Source organism: Streptomyces sp. NPDC002690 (genome assembly GCF_053592415.1).
This window is the reverse complement of record NZ_JBSFVR010000034.1, coordinates 25,490-37,262: the sequence shown is the minus strand read 5'-3', so window position 1 is coordinate 37,262 and position 11,773 is coordinate 25,490. Positions and strand designations below refer to the sequence as shown.

The window sequence follows — 11,773 nt, the reverse complement described above, 5'->3', positions numbered from 1 at the left end:
GGAGGGGCCAGTGAGACTGCTGCTCGTCGAGGACGACAACCACGTCGCCGCGGCCCTGTCCGCCGTGCTCGCCCGTCACGGCTTCCGGGTCGTGCACGCCCGCGGCGGTGAGGAGGCCCTGCGGGCCCTGCTCCCCGCGGAGCGGGAACCCTTCGGGGTCATCCTGCTGGACCTCGGGCTGCCGGACCAGGACGGCTACGAGGTGTTCGGCAGAATCCGCAAGCGCACCTCCACCCCGGTCATCATGGTGACCGCCCGCGCCGACGTGCGCTCCCGCATCCACGGACTCAACCTCGGCGCCGACGACTACGTCACCAAGCCCTACGACACCGGCGAACTGCTCGCCCGCATCCACGCCGTCGCCCGCCGCACCACCGGCGGCGAGGACACCGCGCCGGTCCCGCTCGCCGTACTGCTGCTCGGGGCCGTACGGGTCGAGCTGCCCACCCGCCGGGTCAGCGTCGACGGCGCCGAAGTCCAGCTCACCCGCAAGGAGTTCGACCTCCTCGCCCTCCTCGCCCAGCGACCCGGGGTGGTCTTCCGGCGCGAGCAGATCATCAGCGAGGTGTGGCAGACCAGTTGGGAGGGGACGGGCCGGACGCTGGAGGTGCACGTCGCCTCGCTCCGCGCCAAGATGGGGCTGCCCACGTTCATCGAAACCGTGCGGGGGGTCGGCTACCGGCTCGTCCCGCCGGTCGCCTGAGGATTCGCCGCTCCGGTGCGTACCCGTCTGCTGCCCCTGCTCATCGTGCTCATGGCCGCCGTGCTGCTCGCGCTCGGCTTCCCCCTCGCGATGAGCGTGGCCGGCGCACAGCAGCAGCAGGTCGTCATCGACCGGATCGACGACACCGCGCGTTTTGCCGCGCTCGCCCAGTTCATCAGTGAACCGGTCGCCCCCGACGACGAACGCCGCCGGACCCTGCAGGCGGACCTCGACGCCTACGCCACGGTGTACGGAATCCGGGCCGGGATCTTCTACCGGGACGACCGCTACCTGGCCAAGGCGCCGTCCACCTGGAACCTCCCCCGGGAGGGGGAGGGCCGCGCCGCCTTCCAGGAGGCGCTGCTCGGCCGACGCTCCCACGACCCGCCGCAGGTCTGGCCCTGGCAGCACGGCCGGATCGTCGTCGCCTCGCCCGTGGTGCGCGACGGGGACGTCGTCGCGGTCGTCGTCATCGACTCGCCCACCGACGAGATGCGCGCCCGTGTCCTGCACGGCTGGCTGATCATCGCGCTCGGCGAGGTCGCGGCGATGCTGGTGGCGGTCGGAGCCGCGTTCCGGCTCACCGGCTGGGTGCTGCTCCCGGTGCGCACCCTGGACGCCGCGACCCACGACATCGCGCGCGGCCGGATGCGCTCCCGGGTGGTCGAGGGCGGTGGCCCTCCCGAACTCCGCAGGCTCGCACGCTCGTTCAACGAAATGGCAGACAACGTCGAGGAAGTCCTCGAACAGCAGCGGGCTTTCGTCGCGGATGCCTCCCACCAACTGCGCAATCCGCTCTCCGCACTGTTGCTGAGGATCGAGCTCCTCGCCCTCGAACTCCCCGAAGGAAACGAGGAGATAGCCTCGGTGCGGCTGGAGGGAAAGAGGCTGGCCCAGGTCCTCGACGACCTGTTGGACCTGGCGCTCGCCGAACACGCGGAAGCCGATCTCGCGCTCACCGACGTCGCCGCCCTCACCGCCGAACGCGTCGCCGCCTGGTATCCGGTCGCCGACGGGAAGGGGGTGGGCCTCATCCAGGACGGGGCCTCTGCCGTCACCGCCTGGGCCGACCCGATAGCCCTCTCCAGCGCGCTGGACGCGGTGATCGACAACGCGCTGAAGTTCACCCCGCCCGGCCAGGACGTCACGGTGTCGGTCGCGGCGGAGGGCACCGTCTCCACCGTCGTCGTCGCGGACCGGGGTCCCGGCCTCACCGACGAGGAACTCGCACGCGTGGGCGACCGCTTCTGGCGGAGCAACCGGCACCAGAACGTACGGGGCTCCGGCCTCGGGCTGTCCATCTCCCGGGTGCTGCTCGCGGCGGGCGGCGCCACGATCGGCTACGGGCGCAACGACCCCCACGGTCTGCGGGTCACCGTCTCCGTACCCCGCGACACCCCGCGCGACTGACGGACCCCGGACCCCACCGGCCGGCAGCGGTCAGGGCTTGACCGACCGGTAGTACTGCTGGGCGCCGTCGTGCAAAGGCAGCGGATCGGTGTAGATGGCCGTCCGCAGGTCCACCAGCTGCGCCGAGTGCACCTCCCGCCCGATCCGGTCCCGGCTGTCGATGACGGTACGGGTGAACGCCTCGGTCATCGCCGCGTCCGTCCGGTCCGTGGTCACCAGCAGATTGGCGACGGCCACCGTGGGCACGGACTGCCCGCGCTGCACCTCGGGGTAGGCGTCGGCGGGCATGACGGCCGCGCGGTAGTAGCGGGTCGAGCCCCCTGCCGCCTGGAGCCGGCGGATGAGCTCGTCCTCCAGCGGCACGAGGCGGACGTCGGTCCGCCGCGAGAGCTGCTGGACCGCGTTGGTCGGCAGCCCGCCGGACCAGAAGAAGGCGTCGAGCTTCCCCTCCACCAGCAGCGACGGCATGGTGTCGATCCCGGCCGTGACCGGGGTGACTCCCTTCGCCGGATCGACCCCGGCGGCGGTCATCAGCCGGTCGGCCACCAGCTTCACCCCGGACCCGAGCTGCCCGACGCCCACCCGCTTGCCCCGCAGGTCGGCGACGCCGCGCACGGAGGAGGAGCGGGGGACGATCAGCTGCACGTAGTCGTCGTAGAGACGGACACAGCCCCTCAGCCGCCGGGCACCGGGCCGTCCGCCGCGCAGGTACGTCGCCACGGCGTCGGCGGTGGCGATGGTGAAGTCCGCCTCACCCGCAGCGACCCGCTCGATGTTCTGCTGCGAGCCCTGACTGGTCCGCAGCTGTATGGACACCCCCGGCATGTCCGTGGCGAGCGCCCCTTCGAGCCGCTCCCCGTAGAGCTGGTAGACCCCGGTGCGCACGCCGGTGGAGAAGACCAGGGAACCCCTGGGCGAAGGGCTGTCGAGCGGCAGCACCCACCAGAGCAGGAGTCCCAGGGAGACCCCCGAGGCGGCGCCCGCGCGCAGCAGACGGCGACGGGTGGGGGACGGGCCGGTGGGGGACATGGCCGTGATCCTGCCAGCCGGGGGCCCGCACTGACCAGAGCCGCCCGCCCACCCGGCCGGGGGAAGGGGCTTTCCCGGAGCGCCTACCCTTGAGGGATGACCAGCAGCAGCGACCGGAGCCTCGCAGTGGACGTTCAAGAACTCAAGAGCTACGAAATCCGTACGTACGGATGCCAGATGAACGTCCACGACTCGGAGCGGCTCTCAGGCCTGCTGGAGGGCGCCGGTTACGTCCGCGCGCCCGAGGACGCGGACGGCGACGCCGACGTGGTGGTCTTCAACACCTGCGCGGTCCGTGAGAACGCCGACAACAAGCTCTACGGCAACCTCGGCCGGCTCGCCCCGATGAAGACCAAGCGACCCGGGATGCAGATCGCCGTCGGCGGCTGTCTCGCGCAGAAGGACCGCGACACCATCGTGAAGCGGGCCCCGTGGGTCGACGTGGTCTTCGGCACGCACAACATCGGCAAGCTCCCGGTGCTGCTGGAGCGCGCCCGCGTCCAGGAGGAGGCGCAGATCGAGATCGCCGAGTCCCTGGAGGCGTTCCCCTCGACGCTCCCCACCCGCCGCGAGTCCGCCTACGCGGCGTGGGTCTCCATCTCGGTCGGCTGCAACAACACCTGCACCTTCTGCATCGTGCCCGCCCTGCGCGGCAAGGAGAAGGACCGCCGCACCGGCGACATCCTGGCCGAGATCGAGGCGCTGGTCGACGAGGGCGTCTCCGAGATCACCCTGCTCGGCCAGAACGTCAACGCCTACGGCTCCGACATCGGCGACCGCGAGGCGTTCTCCAAGCTGCTGCGGGCCTGCGGGAAGATCGAAGGCCTGGAACGCGTCCGCTTCACCTCGCCGCACCCCCGCGACTTCACCGACGACGTGATCGCCGCGATGGCCGAGACGCCGAACGTCATGCCGCAGCTCCACATGCCGATGCAGTCCGGCTCGGACCCGATCCTGAAGGCCATGCGCCGCTCCTACCGGCAGGAACGCTTCCTCGGCATCATCGAGAAGGTGCGCGCCGCGATGCCGGACGCGGCCATCTCCACCGACATCATCGTGGGCTTCCCCGGCGAGACGGAGGAGGACTTCGAGCAGACCATGCACGCGGTGCGCGAGGCCCGCTTCGCCAACGCCTTCACCTTCCAGTACTCCAAGCGCCCCGGGACCCCGGCCGCCGACATGGAGGGACAGATCCCCAAGGAGGTCGTGCAGGAGCGCTACATGCGCCTCTCCGCCCTCCAGGAGGAGATCTCCTGGGAGGAGAACAAGAAGCAGGTCGGACGCGTCCTGGAGGTCATGGTCGCGGAGGGCGAGGGCCGCAAGGACGGTTCCACCCACCGGCTCTCCGGCCGCGCCCCCGACAACCGCCTCGTCCACTTCACCAAGCCGGAGGGCATCGTGCGCCCCGGTGACGTGGTGACCGTCGAGATCACCTACGCCGCTCCGCACCACCTGCTCGCCGAGGGCGCCACTCTCGCGGTGCGCTCCACCCGGTCCGGCGACGCCTGGGAGAAGCGGAACGCCGCCGCGGCGGCCAAGCCCGCCGGTGTGATGCTGGGCCTGCCCACCATCGGCGCTCCCGCCCCGCTGCCCGCCGCCGCCGCACCGGGCTGCGGCTGCGACTGACCGCCGGGGTTACGGGAAGGGCCCGCGCCTTCGTGCGGGGTCGGCCAGTACGCTGACCGGCATGCTTGTCGCCGCCGCCGTGAGCCCCTGCCCGCCCCTGCTGGTACCCGAGGTCGCCGCCGGGGCCGCACCCGAACTCGATCCGGCCCGGGCCGCCTGTGCGGAAGCCCTCGCCGTCCTGGCCGAGGTCCGCCCCGATCTGCTGATCGTGGTCGGGCCCGCCGGGGAGGGCGAGCGCGGCGTCTTCCCCTCGGGGAGCACCGGGGACTTCCGCGGATTCGGCGTGGACCTCGGCGTCCGGCTGGGCCCGGACGCTCCTGACGGCGACACCTCCGCCCGGCCGCTGCCCGCCTCGCTCGCCGTCGGCGCCTGGCTGCTCGCCGAGGCCGGCTGGACCGCGTCCCCCGTCGAGGGGCTCGGCGTCGGTGAACCCCTCGACCCGGAGCGCTGTGCCGAGGCCGGACGGGGCATGGCGCAGCGCGCCGGCCGGGTGGCCCTGCTGGTGATGGGCGACGGCAGCGCCTGCCGCACCGTCAAGGCGCCCGGCTATCTGGACCCCCGCGCCGAAGGATTCGACGCCGACGCCTTCCGGGCCCTGGGCGCGGCGGACACACTGGCCCTCGCGGAACTCGACGCCCCCCTCGCGTACGCGCTGAAGGCGGCGGGCCGGGCCCCCTGGCAGGTGCTCGCCGGTGCCGCGGACGGGGCCGGCCTCCGGGGGCGGTCGCTGTACGAGGACGCGCCGTACGGGGTGGGCTACACGGTCGCCGCCTGGTCCTGAGCGGGTCGTGGAACGGACGGGGCGCCGGCGGAGGCCGGTGCCGGCGCCTTCCGTCCCCGTCCGGGCCTTCCACCCCCGACGGGGACGCGAACGGGTGACGGCCGCGGGGCCGCGGCCGTTTTTCGTACGGCGCGTGGGGCCGTGCCGCATCGGTCGTGCCGTGGTGGCCGGTGCCGTACGGAGGGTGGTGCCGTACGGCAGCGCCTCAGTGGGCCGGCGGCGGGGGTGTTCCGTCCGTGCCGCCGAAGCCCGTCGTCGGGCCCGGACCGTGCGCGTCCTTGTGGCCGAGGCGGTCCACCGTGTCCTTCGCCTTCTGCGTACCGCTCTGGATCTTGTCGCTGTACTTGCCCTTGGTCTTCTCGTCGACCGTGCGCGCGGCCTTGTCCAGACCCTGCTCGATCTTGCCCCCGTGCTGGTGCGCGAGGTCGCCGACCTTGTCGCCGACCTTCTCCTTCGCCGGTCCCAGCCGGGCCTTCAGATTGTCCAGGAACCCCATGGGTCACCCTCCGTGCCGTGGTCGCTCGGGCCGAACCCGCTCCCGCACCGTCACTCCTGTCCGGTGCCGCCGATTTTACTCGTCGGGAACAAAAGGTGCGTAGTTGTGCAAATGGACTGGTCGGGTCGGCGGGGCGCGGGACGTTTGGGAGACTGGGGCGGTGACAAGACCAGTTCCCGGCCCCCGCGTCATCACCGTCGTCGGCCCCACCGCGGCAGGCAAGTCCGATCTGGGAGTTTTCCTCGCCCAGCGACTGGGCGGCGAGGTGGTCAACGCCGACTCCATGCAGCTCTACCGCGGCATGGACATCGGGACCGCGAAACTGACCCTGCCCGAACGCGACGGCGTCCCGCACCATCTGCTGGACGTCTGGGACGTGACCCGTACCGCCAGCGTCGCGGAGTACCAGCGGCTGGCCCGGGCGGAGATCGACCGGCTGCTCTCCGAAGGCCGTACCCCGATCCTGGTCGGCGGCTCCGGGTTGTACGTGAAGGGCACCATCGACGCCCTGGAGTTCCCGGGTACCGACCCCGAGGTGCGGGCCCGGCTCGAACGGGAACTTGACGAGCGGGGCCCCGGCGCGCTCCACGAGCGGCTCGCCGCCGCGGATCCGGGCGCGGCCCGGGCGATCCTGCCCAGCAACGGCCGCCGCATCGTCCGCGCCCTCGAAGTCATCGAGATCACCGGGAAACCGTTCACCGCCAACCTCCCCGGCGAGGAGCCGGTCTACGACGCCTTGCAGATCGGGGTGGACGTCGAGCGCCCGGAGCTCGACGCCCGGATCGCCCTGCGTGTCGACCGGATGTGGGAGTCGGGCCTGGTGGACGAGGTGCGGACGCTGGAGGCCCAGGGGCTGCGCGAGGGGCTCACCGCCTCCCGCGCGCTGGGCTACCAGCAGGTGCTGGCGGCTCTCGCCGGCGAGTGCACCGAGGACGAGGCCCGCGCGGAAACCGTGCGTGCCACCAAGCGTTTCGCGCGCCGCCAGGATTCCTGGTTCCGCCGCGATCCGCGGGTCGAGTGGCTCGGCGGCGGTGAGCTCGACCGGGACGAACTCCCGCTTCGGGCACTGGCGTTGGTCGAACGAGCGGTCGCACTCTGAGAGCATGAAGGGCGGGGGAGTGGCGGGGATCGACGCCCCCGCGACGAACGGGCGGGACGTGTCGGTCGGGCGGTCGCGGTGGCGAACTCCTCGTCGGCCAGGCCCGGTTCGCGGCGGACCACTACGACCAGGTCCGCATCCCGGTGGACAGGACGTACCTGGCCCGCGTCCTCGGGCCCGGCATCTTCGCCTGCGCGGCTCGCAGGCGTCCGAGACGCCGGGGGCCAACCTCCGGACGAGAAAGCGAAGGCAGACCGTGAAGATCTCAGTGGACGACCTCTCCGGGCGCGACATCGCCGAGTTCCTCCGGGCCCATGTGGACGAGATGCGGGCGATCACCCCCCTGGAGAGCAAGCATGCCCTCGACCTCGGCGCACTGCGGGCGCCCGAAGTCACCTTCTGGACCGCCTACGACGGTGACACCCTGGTCGGCTGCGGAGCCGTCAAGCGCATCGAGGAGGGCCACGCCGAGATCAAGTCGATGCGCACCGCACCCACGCGCAAGCGCTCCGGGGTGGCTTCCCTGCTGCTCGCCCACATCGTCTCCGAGGCCCGCGGCATGGGCTACCGGCGCCTCAGCCTGGAGACCGGCGCCACCGCGTTCTTCGCTCCGGCCCGCGCGCTGTACGAGAAGTTCGAGTTCACCTACTGCGGCCCCTTCGCGAACTACCGGGAAGACCCCAACAGCGCGTTCATGACGCGCACCCTGTAGCGCCCACCGCCGAAGGCGACGGGCGGTCAAGGAATTTCCCGCCTGCGGGACACGGTGCCGTGCGACCGGCCGTCCTGGAACCGCTGCCGACGCGCTGTTTCAGGGCGAATTTCCCTCCGGGCCGGTCGGGACCGCCCAATCGGGCGCTGACCTGGGGCTATTACCGGCCCCTTGCTGCCCCGCCGACCAGTGGCAGGCGTCTGACCTGCATAAACCCTGAACGGAGGGCTATAACAGCCTGATCACGTGATGGCATCGGGACGCCCCGCGCGTCCTTTCCGCCCGCGCGGGCGTGCCATCATCGAGCATCGATCGATACAGGAAGTCCGAGTGGGGAGGGCGCGTGGCGATGGAGGCCGGCCCTCGTGACACGGAGCAGGAGGCGGTGGAGAGGCAGCTCGCCGCCGACCGGTTGAATTCCGACCTGCCCGACGAGAGCGTCGTGGCGGCCGAGGTCGAGGTCGAGCTCCGTCCCGCCCGACGGCTGCGGATCTGGCAGCTCGCCCCGATCGTGGTGCTCGCCGCGATCGGCTCCCTGATGTTCGCCTTCCCGCTCGCCTTCGAGTTCGGTGACGGCGGTGCCGTCGTCGCCATGCTCGGACTGCTGATCAGCGGCTGTGCCGCGGGCTGGGGCATGGCGGCTGCCCGTCGCGTCGGACACATCTGGCCCGGCCTGCCCGCCAGAGGGTCCGGCACCCGTCCCGACTGGCGCGTGATCGCGCTGTACGGGGCGCTCGTTCTCGCGCTCGTCGGCCTGGCCGTCTGGCGCGTGGCCCGCCTGCGCTGACCGGGCGTACCCGGCGCCCGTACAGTTGCCCTGTGAGCACCGAGCAGATCGCCTTCTTCAAGGGTCACGGCACCGAGAACGACTTCGTGATCATTCCGGACCCGGACAACGCCCTCGACCTGCCCCCGGCGGTCGTCGCGCGGCTCTGCGACCGCAGGGCCGGCATCGGCGGTGACGGGCTGCTGCACGTCGTGCGTTCCGCGGCCCATCCGGAGGCCCGTGCCATGGCGGCCGAGGCCGAATGGTTCATGGACTACCGCAACGGCGACGGCTCGATCGCCGAGATGTGCGGCAACGGCGTCCGCGTCTTCGCCCGCCACCTGCAGCGCGCCGGGCTCGTCGAAGCGGGGGACCTCGCGATCGCCACCCGCGGCGGAGTCAAGCGGGTGCACCTCGCCAAGAACGGCGACATCACCGTCTCCATGGGGCGCGCCGAGCTGCCCGCGGAAGGCGTCACCGTCACCGTCGACGGCCGGAGCTGGGAAGCGCGCAACGTCAACATGGGCAACCCGCACGCCGTCGCCTTCGTGGACGACCTGGCGCACGCCGGGAACCTGTTCACCGAGCCCGTGTACAGCCCCGCGGAGGTGTACTCCGAGGGCGTCAACATCGAGTTCGTCGTCCGCCGGGGCACCCGCCACGTCGCGATGCGGGTGCACGAGCGCGGTTCCGGCGAGACCCGCTCCTGCGGCACCGGCGCCTGCGCCGTCGCCGTCGCCTCGGCCCGCCGGGACGGTATCGACCCCGCGGTGACCGGCACGCCCGTCACGTACACGGTCGACCTGCCCGGCGGCACCCTGGTGATCACGGAACACCCGCACGGCGCGATCGAGATGACCGGACCGGCCGTCATCGTCGCCGAAGGGGTCCTCGACGGGGACTGGCTCGAATCGGCGCTCGGACGGTAACGCTCGGACGACAATCCGACCACGCTTCGCTCGAACGGGTGATCCGCTTCACGCTGAGCGAGAGGCGGACTGCCGTACGTGGTGGGGTCGGTAGCATCAAGCACCGGCCCGGGGACACCAAGGTCTGCCTCTCACCGCCGGTCGACGTCGCCGGAGGTGCCCATGAGTGCAGAGGCCGCCAATCCAGGTGTCCCCGTCCGTAAACGCTCCCGCCCCCGGATCGATCTGCGCAGACTCGGCCGGGTGGCGCTCCTCGGTCCGGTCTCCCGGGGAAGACTGCCGGACGCCATCGGCCATGTGGCGGAGGCGCACCGCGCGCATCACCCGGACGCCGACCTCTCCGTGCTGAGCCGGGCCTACGTCCTCGCCGAGTCCTCCCACCGCGGCCAGATGCGCAAGAGCGGTGAGCCCTACATCACCCACCCGCTCGCCGTGACCCTGATCCTCGCCGAACTCGGCGCCGAGACAACGACCTTGACGGCCTCTCTGCTCCACGACACCGTCGAGGACACCGAGGTGACGCTCGATCAGGTTCTGGAGGAGTTCGGTGAGGAGGTCAGCTATCTCGTCGACGGCGTCACGAAGCTGGAGAAGGTCGACTACGGTGACGCCGCCGAGCCGGAGACCTTCCGCAAGATGCTCGTCGCCACCGGCAACGACGTCCGGGTCATGTCGATCAAACTCGCCGACCGCCTCCACAACATGCGCACCCTCGGGGTGATGCGGCCGGAGAAGCAGGCGAGGATCGCCAAGGTCACCCGGGACGTGCTGATCCCACTCGCCGAACGCCTCGGCGTGCAGGCACTGAAGACCGAGCTGGAAGACCTCGTCTTCGCCATCCTCCGCCCCGAGGAACACGCGCACACCCAGACGCTGATCGCCGAGTCGGAGAGCGGGCACAGCCCCCTCGACACCATCGCGCAGAACGTCCGCGGTGTGCTGCGCGAGGCCGGTATCACCGCCGAAGTCCTCATCAGGCCAAGGCATTTCGTGTCCGTGCACCGGGTCCGGATGAAACGCGGGGAACTGCGCGGCACCGACTTCGGCCGGCTCCTCGTGCTGGTCGGCGAGGACGCGGACTGTTACGCGGTCCTCGGCGAACTCCACACCTGCTTCACCCCGGTGATCTCCGAGTTCAAGGACTTCGTCGCCGCCCCCAAGTTCAACCTGTACCAGTCACTGCACACCGCGGTCGTCGGCCCCGGCGGCGCGGTCGCCGAAGTCCTCATCCGCACGCACCGGATGCACAGGGTCGCCGAGGCGGGCGTGGTCGCCCTCGGCAATCCCTACGCGCCGGACGCCACCGCCCCCGCCGGGGACGAACCGGCCGACGGCGAACGCGCGGACCCCACCCGGCCCGGATGGCTCTCCCGGCTGCTCGACTGGCAGGAGTCGGCCCCGGACCCGGACACCTTCTGGAGCACGCTGCGCGCCGATCTCGCCGAGGACCGCGAGATCACCGTCTTCCGTACCGACGGCCGTACCCTCGTCCTCCCCGTCGGCGCCAGTTGCGTGGACGCCGCCTACGCCCAGTACGGCGACGGAGCGCACCGCTGCATCGGCGCGCGGGTCAACGGCCGCCTCGCCACCCTGGCCACCCCCCTGGGGGACGGCGACACCGTGCAACTGCTGCTCGCCCGCGACACCGCTTCCGGCCCCTCCCGGGAGTGGCTCGACCACGCCCGTACCCCCGCCGCGCGCATCGCGATCGCCGGCTGGTTCGACGCCCACCCGGAGGACGCCGCCTCGCAGGACGCCGAGGACGCGCGGTACGCCCCGGGCGCCGAAGGGCCGGCCGGGGCGGAGCCAGGCGGCGAAGGGGACGGCGGCGGGCTCGACTGGTCCCCGTCGCACTCCCGGCAGCCCGGGACGGCCGCGGACACCGGCTACGCGGGAGACGCGGGAGACGAAGCCTCCGAGTGTCTGGTCACGCTCGTCGCGGAATCCTTCGGGCGCCCCCGGCTCCTCGCCGACCTCACCGAGGCGATCGCGACCGCCGACGCCGCCATCGTCTCCGCCACCGTCGAGCCGCCCAGCGAGCAACGGGTGCGCCACACCTACACGTTGCAGCTCACCGACGCGGACGGCCTGCCCGCCCTCGTGCGGGCCATGCGGGACGTCGCCGGGGTCTACGACGTCAGTCGCGCCTGAGAGCCTGCCGGGCGGCCACTGATCGGGCGTGGCCGCCCGGCAGGCTCTGAGAGCCGGTGCCGGGTGGGCTC

General features: G+C 71.9%; 11 protein-coding genes. 9 read left to right on the top strand and 2 right to left on the bottom strand.

The window, feature by feature from the left end; all coding sequences use genetic code 11:
* Window positions 1–10: 10 nt before the first annotated feature.
* Window positions 11–703 (top strand): response regulator transcription factor, encoded by a 693-nt coding sequence (locus tag ACWD3D_RS07605; RefSeq protein ID WP_451459996.1) that lies wholly within the window; start codon window positions 11–13, stop codon window positions 701–703.
* 15 nt (window positions 704–718) lie between these two features.
* Complete coding sequence (locus ACWD3D_RS07600; RefSeq protein WP_451459993.1) at window positions 719–2,113, top strand: ATP-binding protein; 1,395 nt, start codon at window positions 719–721, stop codon at window positions 2,111–2,113.
* A gap of 30 nt (window positions 2,114–2,143) precedes the next feature.
* Here the strand turns inward: ACWD3D_RS07600 and ACWD3D_RS07595 are convergent, their stop codons facing one another.
* Window positions 2,144–3,142, bottom strand: a complete 999-nt coding sequence (locus tag ACWD3D_RS07595) for a TAXI family TRAP transporter solute-binding subunit (protein WP_451459992.1) — start codon at window positions 3,140–3,142, stop codon at window positions 2,144–2,146.
* Between the two features lie 96 nt (window positions 3,143–3,238).
* On the opposite strand from ACWD3D_RS07595, the gene miaB reads away from it, so the two are divergent.
* Window positions 3,239–4,768 carry a tRNA (N6-isopentenyl adenosine(37)-C2)-methylthiotransferase MiaB gene (gene miaB / locus ACWD3D_RS07590; RefSeq protein ID WP_451459991.1) on the top strand — a complete coding sequence of 510 codons (1,530 nt, stop codon included), beginning with the start codon at window positions 3,239–3,241 and terminating at the stop codon, window positions 4,766–4,768.
* A gap of 61 nt (window positions 4,769–4,829) precedes the next feature.
* Window positions 4,830–5,549, top strand: coding sequence for a class III extradiol dioxygenase subunit B-like domain-containing protein (locus ACWD3D_RS07585; RefSeq protein WP_451459990.1), 720 nt, complete (start codon window positions 4,830–4,832; stop codon window positions 5,547–5,549).
* Between the two features lie 205 nt (window positions 5,550–5,754).
* Here ACWD3D_RS07585 and ACWD3D_RS07580 read toward each other — a convergent pair whose 3' ends face one another.
* Entirely contained in the window at window positions 5,755–6,045 is a 291-nt protein-coding gene (locus ACWD3D_RS07580; RefSeq protein WP_451459989.1) for an antitoxin, read from the bottom strand.
* 160 nt (window positions 6,046–6,205) lie between these two features.
* On the opposite strand from ACWD3D_RS07580, the gene miaA reads away from it, so the two are divergent.
* The 5 genes from miaA to ACWD3D_RS07555 all read left to right on the top strand — a co-directional run bounded on the left by miaA (window position 6,206) and on the right by ACWD3D_RS07555 (window position 11,702).
* A complete protein-coding gene (gene miaA / locus ACWD3D_RS07575; protein ID WP_451459988.1) occupies window positions 6,206–7,144 on the top strand; it encodes a tRNA (adenosine(37)-N6)-dimethylallyltransferase MiaA in 939 nt (312 codons plus the stop codon).
* 256 nt (window positions 7,145–7,400) lie between these two features.
* Window positions 7,401–7,856, top strand: coding sequence for a GNAT family N-acetyltransferase (locus ACWD3D_RS07570; RefSeq protein ID WP_451459987.1), 456 nt, complete (start codon window positions 7,401–7,403; stop codon window positions 7,854–7,856).
* A 349-nt stretch (window positions 7,857–8,205) separates the two neighbouring features.
* Window positions 8,206–8,643: a hypothetical protein gene (locus ACWD3D_RS07565; protein ID WP_451459995.1), complete on the top strand. Its 438-nt coding sequence runs from the start codon at window positions 8,206–8,208 to the stop codon at window positions 8,641–8,643.
* A 32-nt stretch (window positions 8,644–8,675) separates the two neighbouring features.
* Entirely contained in the window at window positions 8,676–9,551 is an 876-nt protein-coding gene (dapF, locus tag ACWD3D_RS07560) for a diaminopimelate epimerase (RefSeq protein ID WP_451459986.1), read from the top strand.
* A gap of 162 nt (window positions 9,552–9,713) precedes the next feature.
* A complete protein-coding gene (locus ACWD3D_RS07555) occupies window positions 9,714–11,702 on the top strand; it encodes a RelA/SpoT family protein (protein ID WP_451459985.1) in 1,989 nt (662 codons plus the stop codon).
* Window positions 11,703–11,773: the final 71 nt, after the last annotated feature.